This is a genomic window from Paenibacillus sp. FSL W8-1187, from assembly GCF_037965485.1.
GTDB classification, from domain to species: domain Bacteria; phylum Bacillota; class Bacilli; order Paenibacillales; family Paenibacillaceae; genus Paenibacillus_O; species Paenibacillus_O pasadenensis.
Window position 1 is genome coordinate 1598909 of sequence record NZ_CP150181.1, and the last position, 23020, is coordinate 1621928.

The 23020-nt window shown below is 62.1% G+C and carries 18 protein-coding genes; 17 read left to right on the top strand and 1 reads right to left on the bottom strand.

Annotation, left to right across the window (positions count from 1 at the left end; translation table 11 throughout):
• The first annotated feature begins 31 nt into the window (after positions 1–31).
• The 7 genes from NYE40_RS06875 to cysK all read left to right on the top strand — a co-directional run bounded on the left by NYE40_RS06875 (position 32) and on the right by cysK (position 7929).
• Positions 32–289: a twin-arginine translocase TatA/TatE family subunit gene (locus tag NYE40_RS06875; protein WP_028600592.1), complete on the top strand. Its 258-nt coding sequence runs from the start codon at positions 32–34 to the stop codon at positions 287–289.
• Between the two features lie 123 nt (positions 290–412).
• Positions 413–1231, top strand: coding sequence for a twin-arginine translocase subunit TatC (gene tatC / locus NYE40_RS06880; RefSeq protein ID WP_228551332.1), 819 nt, complete (start codon positions 413–415; stop codon positions 1229–1231).
• A 272-nt stretch (positions 1232–1503) separates the two neighbouring features.
• Positions 1504–1779 (top strand): hypothetical protein, encoded by a 276-nt coding sequence (locus NYE40_RS06885; protein ID WP_043111998.1) that lies wholly within the window; start codon positions 1504–1506, stop codon positions 1777–1779.
• 189 nt (positions 1780–1968) lie between these two features.
• Complete coding sequence (gene groES / locus NYE40_RS06890) at positions 1969–2250, top strand: co-chaperone GroES (protein WP_028600589.1); 282 nt, start codon at positions 1969–1971, stop codon at positions 2248–2250.
• Between the two features lie 84 nt (positions 2251–2334).
• Positions 2335–3963 carry a chaperonin GroEL gene (gene groL / locus NYE40_RS06895; protein ID WP_028600588.1) on the top strand — a complete coding sequence of 543 codons (1629 nt, stop codon included), beginning with the start codon at positions 2335–2337 and terminating at the stop codon, positions 3961–3963.
• 297 nt (positions 3964–4260) lie between these two features.
• Positions 4261–6876 (top strand): rhamnogalacturonan lyase, encoded by a 2616-nt coding sequence (locus tag NYE40_RS06900; RefSeq protein ID WP_153783119.1) that lies wholly within the window; start codon positions 4261–4263, stop codon positions 6874–6876.
• Positions 6877–6999: 123 nt separating this feature from the next.
• Positions 7000–7929, top strand: a complete 930-nt coding sequence (gene cysK / locus NYE40_RS06905) for a cysteine synthase A (RefSeq protein WP_028600587.1) — start codon at positions 7000–7002, stop codon at positions 7927–7929.
• Between the two features lie 412 nt (positions 7930–8341).
• Here the strand turns inward: cysK and NYE40_RS06910 are convergent, their stop codons facing one another.
• Positions 8342–9514 carry a glucose-1-phosphate adenylyltransferase gene (locus NYE40_RS06910; RefSeq protein WP_228551334.1) on the bottom strand — a complete coding sequence of 391 codons (1173 nt, stop codon included), beginning with the start codon at positions 9512–9514 and terminating at the stop codon, positions 8342–8344.
• Between the two features lie 268 nt (positions 9515–9782).
• Here NYE40_RS06910 and NYE40_RS06915 point away from each other — a divergent pair, with 268 nt between their 5' ends.
• The 10 genes from NYE40_RS06915 (at position 9783) to NYE40_RS06960 (ending at position 22814) form a co-directional block, all read left to right on the top strand.
• Positions 9783–10109, top strand: a complete 327-nt coding sequence (locus NYE40_RS06915; protein ID WP_028600585.1) for a general stress protein — start codon at positions 9783–9785, stop codon at positions 10107–10109.
• 290 nt (positions 10110–10399) lie between these two features.
• Complete coding sequence (locus NYE40_RS06920) at positions 10400–11419, top strand: GTP-binding protein (RefSeq protein ID WP_339279663.1); 1020 nt, start codon at positions 10400–10402, stop codon at positions 11417–11419.
• Positions 11420–11535: 116 nt separating this feature from the next.
• Positions 11536–12135 carry a hypothetical protein gene (locus tag NYE40_RS06925; protein WP_153783120.1) on the top strand — a complete coding sequence of 200 codons (600 nt, stop codon included), beginning with the start codon at positions 11536–11538 and terminating at the stop codon, positions 12133–12135.
• Positions 12136–12395: 260 nt separating this feature from the next.
• Positions 12396–16100, top strand: coding sequence for a response regulator (locus NYE40_RS06930; protein ID WP_323744192.1), 3705 nt, complete (start codon positions 12396–12398; stop codon positions 16098–16100).
• A complete protein-coding gene (locus NYE40_RS06935) occupies positions 16093–16941 on the top strand; it encodes a protein-glutamate O-methyltransferase CheR (RefSeq protein WP_101808751.1) in 849 nt (282 codons plus the stop codon). The genes NYE40_RS06930 and NYE40_RS06935 overlap by 8 nt, the downstream gene beginning before the upstream one ends.
• Before the next feature lie 27 nt (positions 16942–16968).
• Positions 16969–19221: a response regulator gene (locus tag NYE40_RS06940; protein ID WP_153783121.1), complete on the top strand. Its 2253-nt coding sequence runs from the start codon at positions 16969–16971 to the stop codon at positions 19219–19221.
• Positions 19222–19314: 93 nt separating this feature from the next.
• Positions 19315–20643: a TrkH family potassium uptake protein gene (locus NYE40_RS06945; protein ID WP_028600580.1), complete on the top strand. Its 1329-nt coding sequence runs from the start codon at positions 19315–19317 to the stop codon at positions 20641–20643.
• 118 nt (positions 20644–20761) lie between these two features.
• Entirely contained in the window at positions 20762–21703 is a 942-nt protein-coding gene (locus NYE40_RS06950; protein WP_339279665.1) for a magnesium transporter CorA family protein, read from the top strand.
• Positions 21704–21812: 109 nt separating this feature from the next.
• On the top strand, positions 21813–22157 hold the full coding sequence (locus NYE40_RS06955; RefSeq protein ID WP_127464457.1) for a hypothetical protein: 345 nt from the start codon (positions 21813–21815) through the stop codon (positions 22155–22157).
• A gap of 126 nt (positions 22158–22283) precedes the next feature.
• Complete coding sequence (locus tag NYE40_RS06960; RefSeq protein WP_028600578.1) at positions 22284–22814, top strand: hypothetical protein; 531 nt, start codon at positions 22284–22286, stop codon at positions 22812–22814.
• Positions 22815–23020 lie beyond the last annotated feature (206 nt).

Sequence of the window (23020 nt, forward strand, 5' to 3'; positions counted from 1 at the left end):
GCCCGGGCCCGTTCTCAAGGAGGAACCGACAATGGGTGGTATTGGAGCTACTGGATTTCTGCTGCTGGCGGTCATCGCGCTGCTGCTGTTCGGACCGAACAAGCTGCCGGAGCTCGGCCGCGCCTTCGGCCGCACGCTCAAGGAATTCAAGGCCGGCACGCGCGAGCTGATGGCCGAGGACGACGACCAGGCGAAGCGCCCGGCTTCGTCCTCCCGGATCGAAGTATCCGGCAGCGAGGGCGCGCAGCCCGAAGCGAGCCGTGCCGAAGCCCGCCGGCTGCCGGAGTAGCCGGCTCGCATCGGCGCATGACCGCGCGGAAGCCCGAGGCTTCCGCTTTTTCATTGAATCCCTGCCAGGTCGGGACGCTCGCGGCGCGGGCTTGCCGGCATGGCTGCATAAGGAGGACCTCGTATGGCCAGCCGTCCCCCGGACGGATCCTCGCCGCTGCGCAAGCGGATGAGCGAGGAGGGGCTCATGTCCCTGATGGAGCATCTCGGCGAGCTGCGCAAGCGCCTGTTCGTCGTGGTGCTCGTGCTGATCGCGGGACTCGTGCTCGGCCTTTTTCTCGCCAAGCCGATGTACGGGTATCTCACGACGACCGAGCAGGCCCGCGAGATCGGAGGATTCCATACGTTCTCGCTGTGGGACGGCATCGGCATCTACATGAAGTTCGCCTTCATCATCGCGCTCGTCCCCGTCGTCCCGCTCGCGTTCTACCAGCTGTGGGCGTTCGTCAAGCCGGCGCTGCGCAAGCATGAGCAGACCGCCGCGCTGCGCTACGTGCCGTTCGCGCTGCTCATGCTGCTGATCGGGATCAGCTTCTCCTATTTCGTCGTCTTTCCGATGGCGTTCCATTTCACGTCGGAGATCTCCCGCAGCCTCGGCCTTGAGGAGACGTACGGCATCGTGCAGTACCTGACGTTTCTCGTGAACATCGTCGTGCCGATCTCGCTGCTGTTCGAGATGCCGGTGCTGTTCATGTTCCTGACGGCGATCCGCATCCTGACGCCGGCCGGCCTGCGCAAGATGCGCCGCGTCGCCTACTTCGGGATGGTCGTCATCGGCGTCGTCGTGACGCCGCCGGATGTCGTGTCCGACTTGCTCGTCGCGATCCCGCTCATCCTGCTGTACGAGGTGAGCATCTACATGTGCGACCGCATCCATCGCAAGCAGCTGCGCAAGGATGCCGAGTTCGACAGCCGCTACGATTCGGCGGCGCTGAGCGAATAGCTCCGATCGAGCCTGGCGCAGCCCTGAGCTTTGCAGCCCCGTTTTCCGGTTTTCCGGAGGACGGGGCTTTTTTCATGAAAAAGACATAAAGCGGGCAGAATAAGGCTTGAGATTGGTGGAGTCAAGACCAGGGTAAGGGAAAAGAAGGCGCATAATCCGGAATTCGTGACATAGATATGATGGAAATGTGAAAAAAGTTTGAACATCGATGCTCGACTATGGTATAGTGGATGCAAGAAAACACTTACAATCTTGAACGGGATGTGACAAGCATGGCTAAAATGATGTCCGTGAAACCGGTACAGCAAACGAAGAATGCGGTCGATCGTCTCTTCCAATTCATGAATATGATGGCGTGGACCTGCTTGCTGATCGGAGTCGTGACCTCCCTTTGGAACATCACCCACTTTAGCGATACGAACATGACGCTGATGGTCGGCATCGGATTCCTCATCGGCAGCGTGTTCATCTATACGTCCGGAGCAGCCCTTCACCTCGTCTCCCACAAGCTCGAGCAGCTGGAGGATCGACCGGAAGACCGTTTCTGACCCCTGCAAGAAGCCGCGCCAGCGCGGCTTCTTTTTTTTTTGAACTCAAGACCTCTTTTTTGAAGACAAAGATGGGGGTGCCCCCTTGAAATTGTTCGGCAGTTTGAGTATGATAAAAACTGTTATTAGCACTAGACTCCAACGAGTGCTAATAAAATGACAAATTTCGATCAAGGAGGCTATTTTTTCATGATCAGACCTTTGGGTGAACGCGTATTGGTTGAACCGATCGCCAAGGAAGAGACGACTGCGAGCGGCATCGTGCTGCCTGACACGGCAAAAGAGAAGCCGCAAGAAGGCAAAGTCGTAGCTGTAGGCAGCGGAGCTCTGAAGGACGGCGTTCGCGTCGAGCTGGAAGTGAAGGTCGGCGACCGCGTTCTTTTCTCCAAGTATGCAGGCACGGAGATCAAGTACGAAGGCAAAGAGTATTTGATTATGAAAGAAAGCGACATCCACGCGATCTTCGGCTAAGCTGCATCGGCTTGCCGGCGCTATAGAGGCTCGGCTTTCATACTTAGGACCACAATCCAATCATCACTCGGGAGGTAACGAACGATGGCGAAAGAAATCAAGTTCAGCGAAGACGCTCGCCGCGGCATGCTGCGCGGGGTGGATGCTCTGGCGAATGCAGTAAAGGTGACGCTCGGACCGAAAGGCCGCAACGTCGTGCTCGAGAAGAAATTCGGCAGCCCGCTCATCACCAATGACGGCGTATCCATCGCAAAAGAGATCGAGCTCGAAGATCCGTTCGAAAACGCGGGCGCTCAGCTCGTCAAAGAAGTCGCGACCAAGACGAACGACGTCGCCGGCGACGGCACGACGACCGCGACGGTGCTCGCCCAGGCGATCATCCGCGAAGGCCTGAAAAACGTGACGGCGGGCGCGAACCCGATCGTCCTGCGCAAAGGCATCGAAAAAGCGGTCCGCGCTGCGGTCGAGGAGCTGAAAAACATCTCCAAGCCGATCGAGGGCCAGCAGTCGATCGCTCAAGTCGCTGCGATCTCTTCCGGCGACGAGGAAGTCGGCCAGCTGATCGCCGAAGCGATGCAGAAGGTCGGCAACGACGGCGTCATCACGGTCGAGGAGTCCAAAGGCTTCTACACCGAGCTTGAAGTCGTAGAAGGCATGCAGTTCGACCGCGGCTACGTCTCCCCGTACATGATCACCGATACGGACAAGATGGAAGCGGTGCTCGACAACCCTTACATCCTCATCACCGACAAGAAGATCTCCAACATCCAGGAGATCCTGCCGGTGCTCGAGAAGGTCGTCCAATCCGGCAAGCAGCTGCTGATCATTGCGGAAGACGTGGAAGGCGAAGCTCAAGCGACGCTGATCGTCAACCGTCTGCGCGGCACGTTCACTTGCGTTGCCGTCAAGGCTCCTGGCTTCGGCGACCGCCGCAAAGCGATGCTCGGCGACATCGCCGCTCTGACGGGCGGCCAAGTGATCACCGAGGAGCTTGGCCTGGACCTCAAGTCCACGACGGTCGAGCAGCTCGGCTCCGCTCGCCAGATCCGCGTGACCAAAGAGAACACGATCATCGTGGACGGCGCCGGCGACAAGACGGACATCGAAGTCCGCGTGAAGCAGATCCGCGCCCAGCTGGAAGAAACGACGTCCGACTTCGACCGCGAGAAGCTGCAAGAGCGTCTGGCGAAGCTGTCCGGCGGCGTAGCCGTCATCAAGGTCGGCGCTGCGACGGAAACCGAGCTCAAAGAGCGCAAGCTGCGCATCGAAGACGCTCTGAACTCCACGCGCGCTGCCGTTGAAGAAGGCATCGTATCCGGCGGCGGCACGGCTCTCGTGAACGTATACAGCGCCGTTGCGGCTCTGGACGTGACCGGCGAAGAGAAGACCGGCGTCAACATCATCCTGCGCGCTCTGGAAGAGCCGGTCCGCACGATTGCGACCAACGCAGGCGTAGAGGGCTCCGTCATCGTCGAGCGCCTCAAAAAGGAACCGGTCGGCATCGGCTACAACGCCGCTACCGGCGACTGGGTCAACATGTTCGAAGCCGGCATCGTCGATCCGACGAAGGTGACGCGTTCCGCGCTGCAGAACGCCGCTTCCGTAGCGGCTGTCGTCCTGACGACCGAAGCGGTCGTCGTCGACAAGCCGGAGAAGGATAAGCCGGCCATGCCAGACATGGGCGGAATGGGCGGAATGGGCGGCATGATGTAAGTGCCGGGCCAACTAGCCTGATCCAGCAAGAGAAGAAGACGGGACCTTTCGAGGTCCCGTCTTTTTTTTAATTCGGCTCTATGTTGCTGGCTCTGCTGGCGCGTTTCGCATCCGCGCAAGCCGGATCGCTTTTAGCACAACCACTGATTTATGATCAAAAACCTCTCCCGTATGCATGGAAACGAATGGATAACGATTTTACAATAGGGACTAGACACGGGAAGGAGGTCAGCGGTCAAGCTGGAGCAACGCGTCAATTGAAAGCGCAACCATTCATACGGCGAGGGGAGCTTGGATATGACGAAACGATTCAAACCCGGAAGGCGAGCGGCCGCGATCGGCCTGGCGGCGACGATGCTGGCGACAGGCGCGGCTTCTGGCGCCGGGGCATCCGCGCAGCCATCGGCTGCGGCGTCCGCGAGCGCGACTGCCGGTAAATCGCATTCGCCCGCAAAAGCGAGCTACCAGATGGAGTATCTGGACCGCGGGCTTGTCGCTGCGGCGACGTCGGAGGGGGTGTTCCTGAGCTGGCGCCTGCTCGCGGGAGAGGAAGGGGCGGCCCGCGCGGGCAAGGATGCCGGCACGACGTTCCAGGTTTACCGGGATGGGCGCAAGCTGGCGGAGGTGAAGGACAGCACGAACTACGTGGACCGCGGCGGCTCGGGCAGCTCGGCGTATAAGGTCGTCGCCGTGCGCGGCGGCAAGGAGAGGAACGAAAGCGCGTCCGTCCGGCCATGGACGAACGCCTATCTGGACCTCAAGCTGCGCAAGCCGGCGGACGGCGTCACTCCGGTCGGCGAGGCGTACACGTACAGCGCGAACGACATGAGCGTCGGCGATGTCGACGGGGACGGGCAGTACGAGTTTTTCGTCAAATGGGACCCGTCGAACTCCAAGGATGTGTCGCAGATCGGCTATACGGGCAACGTCTACATCGACTGCTATCGCCTCGACGGCACGCTGCTCTACCGCTATGATCTCGGCGTCAACATCCGGGCCGGAGCGCATTATACGCAGTTCCTCGTCTACGATTTCGACGGCGACGGCAAGTCGGAGATCATGTTCAAGACCGCTCCGGGCACGAAGGTCACGACGTATGCGCCGGACGGCAGCGTGCGGAAGGAAGCCTACGTGACGATGCCGAAGGCGGATGTCTCGGCCGGATACAGCCATCAGGACGACTATCGCCTGAGCAAGCAAGGCTACTACGATCATGTCGTGAAGCTGTTCCGCGAGTGGCATCAGCAGCCGGAGGTCAAGGACGGCAGCTGGCCGGCGACGCTGGAGGAGGCGTTCGGCATCGAGCCGAAGTTCAGCTACCCGCTCTCTTTGGAGGACGCGAGAGAGCTGGCCGACTACTTCATGGACGTGTACGCTCCGGCGCGCAGCGCACGCAACAATCTGCGGGCGTTCGAGGGCTTCATCGTCGACGGTCCGGAATACTTGAGCGTATTCGACGGGCGGACGGGGGCGGAGCTGCAGACGATTCCGTACAAGCCGGGCCGGGAAGACGACGGCCTGCGCTGGGGCGATTACGCGATGGCCCGGATCGAGCCCGGCAACCGCGTCGACCGCTTCCTGGCCGGCGTCGCTTATTTGGACGGCAGCAAGCCGTACGCCGTGTTCGCCCGCGGCTACTACACCCGCTCGACGCTCGTCTCCTACGGCTGGGACGGCAAGCGGCTGCGGGAATACTGGTACGTGGACAGCGGCTGGACGCCGATGACGAATCCGTTCAACGACGGTCCTCACGGCCGCGACGGCACGGATCCGGAGTTCGGCTCGCTGACGACGCAGGGCTTCCACTCGATGAGCGCGGCCGACGTGGACGGCGACGGCAGGCAGGAGATCGTCTACGGCTCGGCGACGATCGACGACGACGGCTCGCTGCTGTACAGCTCCAAGGCGCTCATGCCTGCGGAGAGCGCTCAGCCGGGCGAAACGGCTCGTCTCGGCCATGGCGACGCGATGCATGTCGGCGATCTGGATCCGCAGCGGCCTGGCCTCGAGATCTTCACGGTCCACGAAGGCGGGACGTACGCGCCTTACGGCTATGCGATGCGGGACGCGGCGACGGGGAGCGTGCTGTGGGGCGGCTACACCGGCAAGGATACCGGCCGCGGCATGGTCGGCGACGTCGATCCGTCCCAGCCGGGGTACGAGGCGTGGGCCGGCGTGCCGCTCGCTCCGGCGGGGGCGCTGTGGAACGCGAAAGGCACGCAGATCGGCAGCAAGGCTCCCGGCACGAACATGAGCATCCGCTGGGCGGCGGACGGCACGACGCAGATCGTCGACGGCGCGATCGACGTCACGCCGACGATCCAGGACTGGCGCCGCGGCACGCTGCTGACGGCCGAAGGGACGAAGACGAACAACGGCACGAAGGGCAATCCGGGCCTCGTCGCCGATGTTTTCGGCGATTGGCGCGAGGAGCTGCTCGTCCGCACGGCGGACAGCTCCGCCATCCGGATCTACCTCAGCACGGAGCTTGCGAGCCGCAAGCTCGTGACGCCGATGCTCGACCCGCAGTACCGGGCCGAAGTCGCGCGTCAGAACACGACCTACAACCAGCCGTCGTATCCGAGCTACTATTTCGGCTCGGACATGGATTGGTCCGCGGTCAAGTCGGCGTCGATCCGGCAGCCGGGCCTGCTGGCGCAGCTCGGCCGGCAGCTGCAGCACTATGCCGGAGCAGGCGAGCTGTCGGGGCCGATCGTGAAGCAGCTTGAAGCGTCGTGGGAGCAGGCTTGGCGGCATGACGAAGCCGGCCGCGCCGAGCAGGCGGCCAAGGCGCTGGAGAAATTCCGCATCCAGCTGGAGAAGAGAGGCTCCAAAGCCAAAGTCTCCCGCGCCGCAGGGCTGAACTTGGGCGATCTGGCGGAGCAGCAGCTGGAGCAGTGGAAAAAGCGCTGAAGCAGGACGGACGGGCATGCCGCATAGCGACAGCCGCAGAGCCGGTTCGGGGAGGCCGGTTGATTCCGGCCTCCTCTTCCTTTACGATGGGTCATATCGCAAAAGGAAGAGGAGGGGCAGACCATGCCGCCTAGAATCGTCCGCTCCGTCACGGAGCTGATCGGGGACACGCCCGCCGTGCGGCTGAACCGCCTGGCCGGCCCGGAGCTGGCCGAAGTCTGCGTCAAGCTGGAGAGCTTCAATCCGAGCGGGAGCGTGAAGGACCGCGCCGCCGCCAATCTCATCCTTGAAGCCGAAAAATCCGGACGGCTGCTGCCCGGCGGCACGATCATCGAGCCGACAAGCGGCAACACCGGCATCGGACTGGCGATGAACGCGGCCGCGCGCGGCTACCGCGCGATTCTCGTCATGCCGGACAACGCGACCAAGGAGCGGATCGGCATCCTCCGCGCCTATGGGGCGGAGGTCGTGCTGACGCCGGCAGCCGAGCGGATGCCGGGCACGATCCGCAAGGCGGAGGAGCTGGCCGCCGGCATCCCGGGAAGCTTCATCCCGCAGCAGTTCGAAAACCCTGCCAACCCCGACGCGCATCGCTTGACGACGGCCGCGGAAATCTGGGAGCAGATGGACGGCCGGCTGGACGCCTTTGTCGCGACGGCCGGCACGGGCGGCACGATCACCGGCACCGGGGAGGAGCTGAGGCGCCGGCTGCCCGGTCTCCGCATCGTCGTCGTCGAGCCCGCAGGCTCGCCGGTGCTGTCGGGCGGCGAGCCAGGACCGCATAAGCTCGTCGGCACGAGCCCGGGCTTCGTGCCTGCCATCCTCAACACGTCCGTCTACGACGAGATCGTGCAGGTGCAGGACGAGCAGGCGCTGGAGACATGCCGGCGGCTGGCGCGCGAGGAGGGGCTGTTGATCGGCCCGTCCGGCGGAGCGGCCGTCTGGGCGGCGCTGCGGGAGGCGGCCCGGCTTGGTCCGGGCAAGCGGGTGCTCTGCATGGCGCCGGACAGCGGCGAGCGGTATTTGAGCATGGGCGTGTTCGACGCCCCATGATCGCAGCCGCAGCCTCGGCCGCGAGCGCCCTTCGGCCTCCGCATCGGCAAGGCGGAGCGGGATCGCCGCCGCAGCCAGGCTAAAAACGCAAAAAGGGACGAAACGGAGTCTGGCTCCAGTTCGTCCCTTTTGCTTTTATGCGGATGGACAGCTTGGATCGTTCGAGCTGCCTTGGAAATGGCAGAACAGAAAGCGGCGGGAACGGAACCCTCTTGGAGAAGCGGGAGCGTTTCCCTTGATGGCCGGATCCCATCCTTTTCGGGAAGGGAGATCAAAGGAATCTGGGCATCAGCGGAATCGGAAAGAGGGTCCGTGCCCGGAGCGGCTTCCGGCTCGGACAGGCCATCCCCAATCTCGGAGTCAATCTCCGCAGGCCCGCTTTCGCCTGAACCCTCAAGCCTGAACCGGCTCCTCAAGAGCCGGTGCGGATCTCCTCCATCGCTGCGGCAGGACGCAGGCGACGAAGCGGGGAGCGGCTGTAGCGGAACTCTCCGGCTCCGAGCACGGTAAGCTTCTCGCCCGTGCCCTCGATCGTCGAGCCGTCGGCGACATAAGCGCCCTCGCCGACGATCGCGCGGTGCACATGCACGCCTCGGCCGATCCGGGCTCCGGGCATGATGATGCTGTCCGTAATCGTGCTGCCTTCTCCGATCTGCACGCTATGGAACAGGATGGAGCCTTCGACCGAGCCTTGGATGCGGCAGCCGCGCTGCACGATCGAGTTGGACACCTCGCCGCGCCCTTCGACGTAGACGGCCGGGCTCAGGTCGAGGGACGGCGTGTACATCGGCCATTCCGGACGGTTCAGGTCGATGACGCCGTTCAGCAGATCCATATGGGCTTCCCACAGGCTGTCCGGCGTGCCGACATCCTTCCAATAGCCTTGGAAAGGAAACGCGACGACGCTGCTGCCCTCGGAGAGCAGCTGCGGAATGATGTCCTTGCCGAAGTCATGGGAGGAGCGGCTCGACTCGGCATCCTTCACCAAAGCTTGCTTCAGGTCGGCCCAGCGGAAAATATAGACGCCCATGGAAGCGAGGTTGCTCTTGGGCTCGGCCGGCTTCTCGGCGAACTCGGTCACCTGCAGCCGCTCGTTCGTATTCATGATGCCGAAGCGCGATGCCTCGCTCCACGGCACCTCCTTCACCGCGATCGTCGCAGCCGCGCCGCGCTGGCGGTGGAACGTGAGCATTTCCGTATAGTCCATCTGATAGATATGGTCGCCGGAGACGATCAGCACATGCTCCGGATTCTCCTTCTCGATGAAGTCGATATGTTGATAAATGGCGTCGGCCGTCCCGACGTAGCCGTTCTTTTCATCCTTAGAGGAAAGCAGGTCGATGCGGGCGTTGTCCCAAGCCCGTCCGTCCGCGATATGCTGCGTGATCGACTGCTTCATATATTGGCTCAGCACGCCGATCCGGTTGATGCCGGAATTGACGCAGTTGCTCAGCGGGAAGTCGATGATGCGGTAGCGGCCTCCGAAGTGCACCGCAGGCTTGGCGAGTCGGTTCGTCAGAGGGGCGAGGCGTTTTCCTTCGCCTCCGGCAAGAAGCATAGCAAGGCAAGCATTCGATTGGATCATTAGGCGGTACCCTCCATTTTTTCGCTCGGAATATCATGTCTAGGTTATAACTAAACGGCACGGAACACTTTGAAACCGAATGAAAACAAGCGGGCCAAGCGGCCCGGGGAGCGACGAAGCGGCGTTTCGGCTGGACTGGCCGCGGCGGAGAAGGTCCTGAATGTTTCATGAGCCGCAAGGCAAGGGTAGAGATGCCTAGGCTGAGGACAGGCCGCCGCGCTGGCGGCTTCCCGATAAGACCGACTACACCAAACTGGAGGGATTTTCAATGAAACCAAGCATTCAAGTTGTCGAGAACGGCACGGACGCGATGTCGGCCGTACGGGAACTGAACCGTCGCGGATATGGTCGGGATGAGATCTATGTACTGGCGCATGACAAGGATCAGACGGATCGGCTGGTCGAAAATTCCGATGCGAACAAGATCGGCATGTCCGAGGAGGGCGTATTCGACTCCATGGCCAATATGTTCCGCTCCCGCGGCGACGAGCTGCGCTCGAAGCTGGAGTCCGTCGGCTTGACGGACCTGGAGGCGGAGCGCTACGAGGAAGTGCTCGACCAAGGCAAGATTCTCGTCATCGCCAAAACCCACTGACCGTCGCCTTGCCCGCCCCGGAGCGCCTAGCGCTTTCCGGGGCTTTTCCGCGTTTCCCGATGCCGGCGACAGCCGTATCCCCGAAATCCCCCCTTCCACTCGCTTGTTTAATAGGATTAAATATTCCGATATCGAAGATCGGTTATCCCAATGTAAATATTCCCCATCCGCAGATCGATTCCCTTTATCTGACAGAAAAAAATGGCCTCGCGGCTTCCGGTGTACGGACTGCCGACCCGCAGGTATACTGATAGGATGGGAATTTCGGTTTTGGGGAGGAAGATGCAAGCATGAACGAAATGATTCCGTCCGCGGCCGCTCCGTCGATACCGGTCGTCCTGCTGGGCGGCTTTTTGGGGAGCGGCAAGACGACGCTGCTCGCCCGGCTGGCAGAGCGGTTCCGCGAGGAGGGTAAGCTGGCCGCCGTCATCCTGAACGAGCTCGGAGACGTCGCGTTCGACGAGCTGCCAGCGGGCGGCAGGCCCGTAAGCGAGCTGCTGAGCGGCTGCATCTGCTGCTCGATGAAGGCGGATCTGACCGAGGAGCTGCTGCAGCTGGCCGACCGCAGGCCGGATGTGATCCTCGTCGAGGCGACCGGAGCGGCCAATCCGCTGGAGCTGGTCGAAAACGTCATGGAAGCCTCGCTGCATCGCCCGCTCCATCTGGCTGCCGCGATCGCCGTCGTGGACGGGCCGGGACTGCTGCAGCTGCGCAAAGGAAGCCGGCGGACGTACCGGCTGCTGACGGACGGCATCCGCTGCGCGACGCATCTGGTGCTCAACAAGGCCGACAAGCTGCACCCGGAGGAGCGGGTCGAGCTGGAGCAGCTGCTCCGCGAGCTGAACGGCCGCGCGAAGCTGGCCGTGACGGTGCGCGCCGCCGTCCCGGACGGCTGGCTCGACGGCCTGAACGCCAGCGGCAGGGCGATCGCCGGCGAGGAGATCCGCGAGCGACGGCAAGCGCCGGACGGAACGTCAGGCTGCGGCTGCGGAGAGACGCATGCTGCGGGGCACGCCTGCGCGCACGGACAACGGCATGAGCATTTGCTGGCCGTCTCCTACTACCCGGAACGGCCGTTCGACAGCGTCGCGTTCGAGCAGCTGCTGAGACGGCTGCCCGATGCCGTCTACCGGGCCAAAGGCATCGTCACCTTCGCCGACACGCCGAGCCGGTATCTGTTCCAGTATGCGTTCCGCGAAGCCGATTTCGTGCCGACGGCCTCCGCCGCGCCCGATGCGATCGTCTTTATCGGAGAGCATTTTTCCCGCGAGGAGCTGCTGCGGGAGCTGGCGGAGCTGGAGCGGCTCTGATTCGCCGTTCCGCCGGCTTTTTTCCTGCGCCTTGAGCTGTTTCGCCGTCCGAATCTCGTGGTAAATGAAGGAATCAAGCAAGAAACGGAAGATTCCACTTACGAGGAGGAAGGCGCATGAAACGGATCGTCGCTCTGGTTGCCGCTGCTTGCCTGCTGATGACGGGGGTTACGATCGGCGTGCTCATGCGCCCCGCTTATGCGCCTTCTCCGGCGGTCGCCGTCGGACCGGCGGTGGCGGATGATTCGAATGAGGCTGCGGTCCGCGCAGCTTCGCCGGCGTATTCGGCCTTTTTGCAGGACGAGGCCGCCATGTCGGAGGAGCCGGCGCTGGATTTCAGCGAAGTGAATGGAGTGGGCCTTTCCGACGCCAAGGAGCAGGTCGTGACCGAGATCGGCATCCCGCAGTCGGCGCAGCGCGACGAGCTGCTGCCCGAACAGACGGCGTGGACCTATCCCGGCATGGAGGTCGGCTTCACCGGCGGCAGCGTGGAGTATGTGAGCGTGCCGGCCGGAGAGGGGCGGATCGAGCTCGAGAGCGGCAGCCTGCCGATTTCGCTCGAGGGATGGACGGAGGCGTTCGGCCAGCCGATGTTCACGGCTGACGACGGCGTCGGTTATGTCGACGAGCGCGGCTTCGCCGCCAAGCTGTTCCTCGATCCTCTCAGCGGAGAGCTTGTCTCGATCGACTTTTTCTGGTCCTCCCCGCAGCAATAAAATAAATGTCGATTCCTCTGTTTCAATAGGCTCGGAAGCGGGTATTTCAATTTCATATGATGTTGAATCGATTCGGTCGCTGCCTCTGGAGGTTGCGGCCGCTTCGTGCGTACCTGGGCAAACACCCATATTTTGTTGCGGATTCGGGGTGACGATCGCTTCGCGGCTCCTGTAAAATAGATTGGAAGGACCGTTTTTGATCAAGAAAGATCGTTACAGAACGATAGTCATAGAATGACATTCATATAAGAGGGGAATCGGTGAGCACCTACATGAAAATCCGGACGAAAGTTCAGATCGGCTTCTCCCTGCTGCTGGCGATCATCATCATCCTCAGCATCGCGGGCGTGCGGAACCTGTTCAGCATGAGCGACCAGCTCAACGAGATTTACGACGACCGCTATACAAAGGTCTACGTGGCGACGGACATGCGGGGCAACGCGAACAATGTGGCCAAATTCATGGTCAACGTGCTGACCGTTCCGACGGCCCAGACGGTCGAGAAAAACCGCGGGAACATCGAGGCGATGCGCCAGAACGTCCTGGAAGGCATCGAAAGGCTCAAATCGCTTTCGACCAATGCGTCCGAAATCTCCATGATGGAGGATATCACAGGCTCTGCCGCCGACTTCTTCGGCTATGTGGACCAGGCGCTCTCACTCGTGAGCTCCGGCAAGGGCGCCGAGGCGGTCGCGCTGCGCGAAGCGCAAGGACTGGAATTCCAGGAATCGCTCGTCGCCGATATCGAGAAGCTGTCGAGCTACCACCGCAACGCCCTGACCCAGCTCGTGGAGCAGACGCGCGCGGACAACGAGGCGACGACGAACATTATGGTCGCCCTGACGGTAGCGGGCGTGCTGGCCGGAGCGTTCATCATGGCCTGGAACACGAAGTCGCTCAATCGCGGCTTCCGCGGCCTGTCGGCGATGATCGCCGGCTTCGCCCAGGGCGGCTCGACGGCGGAGTCCCGCCGGCTGGCGGAGAAGCAGGAGGGCGAGTTCAAGGAAGTGACGGACGCCTTCATCGCGCTCGCCGACGATCTGGATGAAAAGACCGAGGCGGAGAGAATCTACAACCAGAATATGCAGGAGCAGACCTGGCTCAAGACGAATCTGGCCAACGTCACCGTGGAGGCGCAGGGCATCACCGACCTGGACCGCCTGTCGGGCAAGCTGGCGGAGCTGATCGCGCCGCTGACCGGAGCGACGTATGCGGCGTTCTACGTGCGCGACCATATGGGAGAAGCCCAGACGCTGACGCTGCGCGGCAGCTATGCCGGCATGGAGGGCGGCCGTATGCGTTCCGTCGTCCGTCTGAACGAGGGCTTGACGGGCCAGGCGGCCGCCGACGGCCGGGCCGTGCATCTGACCGAGGTGCCGAGCGATTACCTCAAGGTATCCTCCGGCATCGGCGAGTCGGCCGTGCGCGAGCTGCATATTCTGCCGCTCCATTATCAGAACAAGGTCATCGGCGTCATCGAGCTCGGCACGCTGCAGACGTTCACCGCGATCCATCTGGAGCTGCTGAAGCAGATCGGCGAGTCGGTCGGCATGGTGCTGCACAATCTGTTCGGCCGCATCCGCATCGAGGAGCTGCTGCGCGAGTCGCAGACGATGAGCGAGGAGCTGCAGTCGCAGTCGGAGGAGCTCATCAGCCAGCAGGAGGAGCTGCGCAGCTCCAACGAACGGCTCGAGGAGCAGACGAGAGCGCTCAAGTCTTCCGAGGAGAAGCTGCAGTCGCAGCAGGAGGAGCTCGAGCAGACGAACGAGGAGCTACTCCAGAAGACGCATATGCTGGAGCTGCAGATGAAGGAGACGCAGAAGCGCAGCCAGCAGATCGAGCAGACGCGCGACGCGCTCGAAAAGCAGGCCGTGCAGCTCGGCCTCGCCTCCAAGTACAAGTCGGAATTCCTGGCCAACATGTCGCATGAGCTTCGGACTCCGCTCAACAGCCTGCTGATCCTGTCGCAGATGCTGTCCGACAATAAGGAAGGCAATCTGACGAAGAAGCAGATTGAATTCGCGACGACGATTCACGGCTCCGGCTCGGATCTGCTGAAGCTGATCGACGAGATTCTCGACCTGTCCAAGATCGGCGCGGGCAAGATGGACGTCGTCACCGAGCATGTGCCGATCCGCGACCTGGAGCAGTACGCGCTGCGCAGCTTCCAGCCGCTGAGCGCGCAGAAGGATCTCGTGTTCGAGACGAAAATCGACGAGGACGTGCCGACCGAGCTGTTCACCGACAGCCACCGGGTCAAGCAGATCCTTCGCAATCTGCTCTCCAACGCGTTCAAGTTCACGAGCCAGGGCTCGGTCGCCCTGCATATCCGCAAGGCATCCGGGCCGGAGCTTCCGGAGCAGGCCGAGGGCGAATGGATTTCCTTCGAGGTGCGCGATACCGGCATCGGCATTCCGGAAGACAAGCAAGCGATCATTTTCGAGGCGTTCCAGCAGGTCGACGGCACGACGAGCCGCAAGTACGGCGGCACGGGCCTCGGCCTCGCGATCAGCCGCGATCTCGCCAAGCTGCTCGGCGGCGACGTGAGGCTGACGAGCAAGCCGGGAGAAGGGAGCTCCTTTGTCCTCACCTTGCCGGAGTTCCATATCGTTAAAAGTCTGACGGAACCAGCCGAGTTCGACGCGGGAGCAAGCTTCGGGGGCATGAGCGAAGCGGCCGCCGCCCTGTCGCCGGGCCGGCCGGCAATCGCGGCGGCGCCGCGCCGTCAGGCCGAAGAGCCGGTCCGCGTGCTGCAGGAGGTCGAAGACGATCTGAAAAACCTGGAGGAAGGCGACAAGGTCGTGCTCATCATCGAGGACGACGTGGCTTTCGCCAAGGTGCTCGTCGACATCGCCCGCTCGCGCGGCTTCAAGGCGATCACGGCCGGACAGGGAGACAAGGGCTTGTCGCTGGCGAGGACGTATGTTCCGGACGCGATCCTGCTCGATATCCAGATGCCGGTCATGGACGGCTGGTCCGTCCTCCATCATCTCAAGAACGATGCCGATACGCGGCATATCCCGGTGCATCTCATCTCGGTCATCGACGAGGTGCAGCAGGGGCTGTCGCTAGGCGCGATCGCCTATCTCAAAAAGCCGGTCACCAAGGAGCATCTCGACAATCTGTTCACGCAGATCGGACTGTTCCTGGAGCGCAACCTGAAGCGGCTGCTCATCGTCGAGGACGATCAGGCGCAGCGGCTCGCGATCGAGGAGCTGATCGGCCACGACGACCTCGTCATCACCGGCGTCTCCTCGGGCAAGGAAGCGCTCCGCGAGCTGACCGAGCATCGCTACGACTGCATGGTGCTCGACCTCGGGCTGCCGGACATCAGCGGCTTCGAGCTGCTGGACCAGATCCGGCGCAACGAGGAGCTCCACGATCTGCCGATCATCATCTACACGGGCCGGGAGCTCGACAAGCGCGAAGAGATGATGCTCAAGAAATACGCCGAGACGATCATCGTCAAGGACGTGAAGTCTCCGGAGCGCCTGCTCGACGAGACGACGCTGTTCCTGCACCGCGTCGAGGCCGACCTGCCGGAAGACAAGCGAAGCGTGCTGCGCAAGCTGCACAGCGTCGAGACGATTTTCGAAGACCGCAACGTGCTGATCGTCGACGACGACATCCGCAACGTGTTCGCCCTCTCCAACGTGCTCGAAGGCTACAAGATGAACATCATCTATGCGGAGAACGGCCGCGAGGCGATCGAGCAGATCGAGAAGAACCCGGATCTCGATCTGGTGCTGATGGACATCATGATGCCGGAAATGGACGGCTACGAGGCGATGAGGCTGCTGCGGGCGGACAGCCGCTTCGACAAGCTGCCGATCATCGCCGTCACCGCCAAGGCGATGAAGGGCGATCGGGACAAATGCATTGAGGCAGGGGCCAGCGACTACATCGCCAAGCCGGTGAATGTCGACCAGCTGCTTTCATTAATGAGGGTGTGGTTGTATAAATAACAGCAAGCTTCGTCCAAGCGAGGCGGACGAGAGGGAACAAGTCGAGATCGAGCTGCTGCTGGAGGCGATGTACCGGCTGTACGGGTACGATTTCCGCAATTACGCCTATGCCTCGATCCGGCGCAGGGTCTGGCATCGCGTCCACGCCGAGAGGCTGGCGACGGTGACCTCCCTGACCGACAAGATGGTCCATGACCGCAGCTGCATGGAAAGGCTGCTGTCCGATCTGACGATCCACGTCACGGAGATGTTCCGGGATCCGGAAGCGTTCCGATCGTTCCGCGAAAATGTCGTGCCGCTGCTCAGAACCTATCCGTTCATCCGCATCTGGCATGCCGGCTGCTCGACAGGCGAAGAAGTCTATTCGATGGCGATCCTGCTCCACGAGGAAGGGCTGCTCGAGAAAACCCGCATCTATGCGACGGACATGAGCGCCACCGTGCTCGACGTCGCCCGCCAGGGCGTCTTCCCGATCGAGCGGATGCAGCAATATACGCGCAATTATCAGGACGGCGGCGGCAAGGAATCGTTCTCGGACTATTACATGGCCCGGTACGAGTCCGTCATTTTCCAAAGCTTCCTGAAGAAAAATATCGTCTTCGCCCAGCATAATCTGGTAACGGACGGTTCGTTCAACGAGTTCCACGTCATCCTCTGCCGCAACGTGATGATCTACTTCAACAAGGAGCTGCAAAATCACGTGCACGGGCTGCTGTACGACAGCCTCAGCATGTTCGGCGTGCTGCTGCTCGGCACGAAGGAGTCGATCAACTTCACGCGGCATGCCGACAAGTTCGACGATCTGGACCTCGTGAACCGCATCTATCGCAAGATCAAGTAGCCGCACGTTCAGAGAGGGGGGGGAACCATGATCTCTTACGACGGACCGATCAATATTCTGCTTGTCGACGACTATCCGGAGAACCTGCTTGCGATCGAAGCGGTGTTGGCCGACCTCGACTACAATCTCGTGAAGTGCCTGTCAGGAGAGGAGGCGCTGCGCGCGCTGCTCAAGGACGACTTCGCGGTCATCGTGATGGACGTCCAGATGCCCGGCATGGACGGCTTCGAGACGGCGCGCATGATCAAGTCGAGGGAGAAGACGAAGGAGATTCCGATCATCTTCGTCTCCGCGACGAGCAAGGAGTCGCAGCACTTGTTCACCGGCTACGCCGTCGGCGCCATCGACTACATGCTCAAGCCGTTCGTGCCGCAGATCTTCCGCTCGAAGATCGAGGGCTTCGTCGGCATGTACGTCAGCAACAAGAAGCTCCAGCAGCAGAAGATCCTGCTCCAGCAGCAGACGCAGGAGCTGGAGCGGATGAACAAGGAGCTGATGCGCACGGCGTATCAGCTGACCAAGGCGGAAGCGATCAAAAGCGTCATCAGCAGCACGTCGATGGACACGATGATCACCTTCGACGGAGGCGGCATCATCCTGACCGTCAACCCGTCGATCCTGCCGATGTTCAGCTATTCGGAGCGAGAGGTCATCGGCAGGCATATCCATGAGCTAGTGCCCGAGCTGTGCCTCAAGCAGCTCGAGGGCATGACGGAGCAGACGGCCGAGGGCCTCATCTCCGGGCGGCTGATCGAGGTGATGCCGCAGCGCAAGGACGGCAGCCGCTTCCATGCCGAGATCAAGCTCGGCAGCACGCATGTCGACGACGAGCTCATCTATGCCTGCACGGTCAGCGACATCACCGAGCGCAAGAAGACCGAGCGCGAGCTGCTCGCCGCCAAGGAGGCGGCGGAGATCGCCGACCGCGCCAAGACCGAATTCCTGGCGATGGTCAGCCATGAGATCCGCACGCCGATGAACGGCATTCTCGGCATGACCAATCTGCTGACGGAAACCGACCTCGACGAAGAGCAGCGCGACTTTACCGAAATCATCCTCAAGAGCGGAGACTCCCTGCTCGGCGTCATCAACGACATCCTCGACTATGCGAAGATCGAGGCCGGCAAGCTGGAGCTGGAGCGGATTCCGTTCAGCCTCAAGAGCTGCCTCGACGAATCGCTGGACCTGTTCATCGGCAAGGCGCGGGAGAACAGCCTCGAGCTGCTCTGCACCGTCGACGAGAGCTTGCCTGAATACGTCTACGGGGACGTGACCAAGCTGCGCCAGATTCTCATGAATCTGGTCAGCAACGCGGTCAAGTTCACGCCGGAGGGTCGGATCGAGGTCGCCGCGCGGCCGGGCTCCGAGCCGTTCGCAGGGTCGATCCGGGACTTGACGGTCGAGTTCCAGGTGCGGGATACGGGAGTGGGCATTCCGGCGGAAAAGCTGGCGGAGCTGTTCCAGCCGTTCTCCCAGCTCGATTCGTCGATGACCCGCAAGTACGGCGGCACGGGCCTCGGCCTCGCCATCTGCAAAAACCTGGTGGAGCTGATGGACGGCTCGATCGCCTGCGCTCCCAACGAGCCCTGCGGCGCGGTATTCACCTTCACCGTCCGTCTGGAGCGGCTCGAGGAGAATCCGGGCTCCGGGCTGACGGAGCTGCCCTCGCCGGCGAGGCTCGAGCCTGGAGCCGAGCCTTTTCCCCGCTGGGAAGCCTCCCAGCCGTTCTCGTTTTCGGCGATGCTGAGCGACACCTTCGCGGAGATCGGCGCCGCCGCCCTGCCGGAGATGGAGACGCTGCTGCCGGACCGCTCGCTCAGCGGCGGAGTGCTGCCCTTCGCGCCGACACCGCCCGAGCGGCTGGCGCGCATCCGCAGGCAGGAAGCGCCTCGCGTGCTGGTCGCCGAGGACAACGAGGTGAACCAGAAGCTCATCCTCAAGCTGCTCGACCGCTTCGGCGTCGAGGCGGATGTGGCGGAGAACGGCGAGCTCGCCGTCGACATGGCGCTCGCCCGCTCCTATGACCTCATCTTCATGGACATGAAGATGCCGGTCATGGACGGACTCGAGGCGACGCGGCGGATCGTCGGGCAGTCCGGCTCGGCCCACCCGACGATCATCGCGATGACGGCCAACGTGCTGCCCGGCGACAGGCAGAAATGCCTGGAGGCCGGCATGACGGACTACATCAGCAAGCCGATCCGTCCGGATCTTCTGGAGACGACGATCAACCGTTACCTGCTCGGCGAGTCCGCCGCCAAAAGGCAGTCCACGCATTAGTGGACTGCCTTTTGCGCTTCGGCTATAGTAGGGAGGACAAGCGCATCCGCCGCTTTCGGAACCATTAGAGAGGAGCTTCATCCGGTGCTGTTCATTCGCATTCTCAAAAAAGCCTACTCGTCCCCTCCCCGGGTGCTGACAACCGGCTTCGTGCTGCTTATCCTGATCGGAACGGCGCTGCTCAGCCTGCCGGCCGCCTCGGCCGACGGCGAGCGGATCAAGCTGCTGGACGCGCTGTTCACGGCGACCTCGGCGACCTGCGTCACGGGCCTCACGATCCTCGATACGGGCGCGGTCTACTCCCGCTTCGGCCAAATCGTGCTGCTCGTGCTGTTCCAGCTCGGCGGCATCGGCTTCATGACCGCGGCGACCTGGTTCGCGCTCGCTCTCGGCCGCAAGATCTCGCTGAAGGACAGGCTCGTGCTCAAGGAATCGCTCAACCAGCATGAGATGAGCGGCATCGTGCAGCTCGTCATCCGCATCTTCCTGTTCTCCGCCGCGATCGAGGGGCTCGGCGCGATCATGCTTGCCTGGGTCTGGATGGATCGAATGAGCTTCGGCGAGGCGGTCTACAACGGCATCTTCCATTCCGTGTCCATCTTCAACAATGCCGGCTTCGAGCTGCTGGGCGGATGGAGCCAGTTCGTCGACGATCCGGCGGTCAATCTGATTTCCATGACGCTGATCTTTTTCGGCAGCATCGGCTTCATCGTCATGGCCGACCTGATCCGCTGGCCGGAGAAGCGCAAGGTATCGCTCCATACGAAGGTGGTGCTGTGGGCGACGGCCGTGCTGACGGTCGGCGGAGCCGTACTGTTCTTCATCTTCGAGTATACGAACCCGCGGACGTTCGGGCCGCTCGGCCTCGACGGCAAGCTGTGGGCGTCGGCGTTCCAGTCGTTCAGCCTGCGCTCCGCAGGGCTCAACACGGTGCCGATCGCCGATCTGCGCCAAGCGACGCAGCTCATGATGGTCATCCTCATGTTCATCGGCGCCGCCCCGGGCTCGACCGGCGGGGGCATCAAGATCACGACGTTCGTCGTGCTGCTCGCCGGCATCGTCGCGATCATCCGCGGCCGGGAGGACGCGGTCATCTTCCGCCATCGGATCGGGGCGCGGGAGCTGTACCGGGCCATTACGGTCACGCTCATGGGGGTGATCGTCATCGTCGTCGCGACGATGATCCTGACGACGGTCGAGAACGGGCCGTTCCTCGTCCTGCTGTTCGAGGCGGTATCGGCGTTCGGGACGGTCGGCTTCAGCCTCGGAGCGACGGTGGAGCTGACGGATGCCGGCAAAGGCGTCATCATCGCCCTCATGTTCATGGGCCGGCTCGGCCTGCTGACGCTGGCGTTCGCTTTTCGCTCCAAGCCCAAAAAGGAAAGCTTCCGTTATCCGGAAGGAAGAATCATCATCGGCTGATCTCGTTCGGCCATCCAAAAACAAAAACGCCTCGGAGCTCGCCTCCGGAGGCGTTTTGGGGTTGCGAGGCAAGCCGAACAGGGTAAGAGGGAATAGTCGAAGAAAGCGGGGGATCAGCGTGAGCGGGTCGGATCAGGAGGAGCAACATTGGCGCTGGATGAAGTTCGACAGCTGCGAGCAGGCGTCCGAAGCGCTTGGCGAGCAGCCGGTGCTCGCTCGATGGGCGAGAAACAGCTCGAGCCGGGAGGTCAACTACTTGTCGGCGATCTCGCTGCAGGGCGAGCGCAATGCCGTCTTCGGCACGCTTGTCAGCGGCCGGGCGGACGAGGAGGGAAGCAGCAGCTCGTTTTTCCATTTTCTGCTTCGGGACAAGGAGATCTATACGATCGGCTTCGACGAGGAGGCGATCGTCGCAGGCTGCGAAAAAGCCGCCTCGTTCTTCGAGCATGCGGAGGACGCCGACACGCCGCTGGACGGCTTCATCCACCTGCTTGCCGGCATCATGGAGCCGTTTTTCGAGGGCATGGACCGGTTCGAGGCGAAGCTGCGCGAGCTGGAGGACAGCCTGCAGGAGCGCAACGGCGGCTACATGTTCCACCGGATCGTCGAGCTCCGCGCCCGGCTGCTGCACTGGTCCGGACTGACCCGGCCGATCCGCGAGATCCGCTACGCGCTGGAGGAGGCTTTTCCCGAGCAGATGGAGGAGAGCCGTATCCACAAGGCGCTGCAGTCCCGGCTCGAGCGCATGATCATGCTCCAGGACGAATACAGCCGGGAGCTGGAATCGCTGCTGCTGCTGGAGGAGAACCTGTCCAACTATCGCGGCAACGAGATCATGAAGACGCTCACCGTCTTCACGATCCTGTGCACGCCGATGATGGCGATCGGCGCGATCTGGGGCATGAACTTCAAGAATATGCCCGAGCTCGAGTGGAAGGCCGGCTATTGGATCGCTTTGGGCGTCATCGGAGGCTCTACGCTCGCCGTTTATGTCTGGATGCGCGCCAAGGGCTGGATGGGCGATTTGCTGCGCAGCGACAACCGGCGCGAGAAAATGTAGGGCGTCTGTTGTTTAACAGCTGAAGCAAGCGGTTTAATAGCTAGTACGGCAGCGCTAACGGCACTGGCCGAATCTGCCTCACATGCTGAGGTACCAACAGGCGGTGTTGATGATGTCCATCAAATATCGGAATACATGCTCTGACATCGAGATTCTGGTCAAACACGAAGAGTCGGACGCGGTCGCTCCCTATCGGGTCAATATTCAAAGCTCCAAAAATCCGCTCAGCTTCGGCAACAACCTGGCGAGCTTCGATTCGGAGGAGCAGGCGGTCAAGACGGCTGAGAAGCTGTGCGGCTACTACGCCGCCGCCAAGTCGAACGGGTATTACATGAAAGGCAAGTCGTTCACGAAGCCGGACTGCGAGGACATCGAGATCGCGGACGTGCTGGAGCGCGACCTCAACGACGAGCAGTTCCAAAGCTTGTTGAACCGTCATTCGGTTGAAGGCTGACGTTGAAGTCCAACGACCTTTCTCTACGGAGAAAGGTCTTTTTTTGCATCTTTTTGGAATAAAAGAGCTGACGGCAGGACACGGTAAAAAAGAACCAGAATCCATCCCGAAAGAAGGAACGGATGAATGAACCATTTCCTCAGCAAGACGGCGGCCCTTCTGCTCGCCGCAGCCATCACGGCGTCCGCGCCGGCAGCTTCCGCAGCCGCAGCGATCCAGCCGGAGCCGTCCAAGGCGCCGGCGGCGGCGCCAGACCGCATCGAGTCTCCGCACGGGGAGCTGCGCCATCCAAAAGGGCAGCCCGGCCATCAGCGCTATCGCAAAGCCCATCAGAAGATGATGATCCGCGAGGCGGTCGCCTTTTTCGGCCTGAAGACGCAAGGCAAAACCGACGAGCAGCTGCTTCAGGAAATCCGGGAGCAGAAAACGAAGCAGCCGGAAAAATGGGCGCTGTTCAAGCAGCAGCTTCACGCGAAAAAGCTGGAGCGGCTGAAGGCGTTCGCCGCCGCCCAAGGCATCGATACGAAAGGGATGGACGAGCAGCAGCTCAAAGAGAAGCTGCGGCAGCTCCATCGCGAAGGCAAGCTGAAGCTTCCGGAGCGGCCCGCCGCGCCGACCGCTCCGGCGCCGGCGCCAGCGCCTGCTCCGAGCGCTTGAGTGGTCGGCAGGCGGGGCTGGACGCGCCACGCGCCGTTCCTGACGCCAAGCCGGGTTGAATGACAGCCGGCCACGAGGATGAAAGCTTCCATTCAATACGGGCTGCAGCGTCTTCGACGCGGGGCTGCCTCCGAAGGTCAAGGCGATTGACCCGGAGACAGCCTTTTTTTCGTTTCAGCTTCCATAGAAAAGGAAAAAGTGATATC

Excerpts from the sequence above, each read along its gene's own strand:
- NYE40_RS06875 (WP_028600592.1), top strand. The coding sequence starts at position 32 with ATGGGTGGTATTGGAGCTACTGGATTTCTGCTGCTGGCGGTCATCGCG.
- tatC (WP_228551332.1), top strand. The coding sequence starts at position 413 with ATGGCCAGCCGTCCCCCGGACGGATCCTCGCCGCTGCGCAAGCGGATG.
- NYE40_RS06885 (WP_043111998.1), top strand. The coding sequence starts at position 1,504 with ATGGCTAAAATGATGTCCGTGAAACCGGTACAGCAAACGAAGAATGCG.
- groES (WP_028600589.1), top strand. The coding sequence starts at position 1,969 with ATGATCAGACCTTTGGGTGAACGCGTATTGGTTGAACCGATCGCCAAG.
- groL (WP_028600588.1), top strand. The coding sequence starts at position 2,335 with ATGGCGAAAGAAATCAAGTTCAGCGAAGACGCTCGCCGCGGCATGCTG.
- NYE40_RS06900 (WP_153783119.1), top strand. The coding sequence starts at position 4,261 with ATGACGAAACGATTCAAACCCGGAAGGCGAGCGGCCGCGATCGGCCTG.
- cysK (WP_028600587.1), top strand. The coding sequence starts at position 7,000 with ATGCCGCCTAGAATCGTCCGCTCCGTCACGGAGCTGATCGGGGACACG.
- NYE40_RS06910 (WP_228551334.1), bottom strand. The coding sequence starts at position 9,514 with ATGATCCAATCGAATGCTTGCCTTGCTATGCTTCTTGCCGGAGGCGAA.
- NYE40_RS06915 (WP_028600585.1), top strand. The coding sequence starts at position 9,783 with ATGAAACCAAGCATTCAAGTTGTCGAGAACGGCACGGACGCGATGTCG.
- NYE40_RS06920 (WP_339279663.1), top strand. The coding sequence starts at position 10,400 with ATGAACGAAATGATTCCGTCCGCGGCCGCTCCGTCGATACCGGTCGTC.
- NYE40_RS06925 (WP_153783120.1), top strand. The coding sequence starts at position 11,536 with ATGAAACGGATCGTCGCTCTGGTTGCCGCTGCTTGCCTGCTGATGACG.
- NYE40_RS06940 (WP_153783121.1), top strand. The coding sequence starts at position 16,969 with ATGATCTCTTACGACGGACCGATCAATATTCTGCTTGTCGACGACTAT.
- NYE40_RS06955 (WP_127464457.1), top strand. The coding sequence starts at position 21,813 with ATGATGTCCATCAAATATCGGAATACATGCTCTGACATCGAGATTCTG.
- NYE40_RS06960 (WP_028600578.1), top strand. The coding sequence starts at position 22,284 with ATGAACCATTTCCTCAGCAAGACGGCGGCCCTTCTGCTCGCCGCAGCC.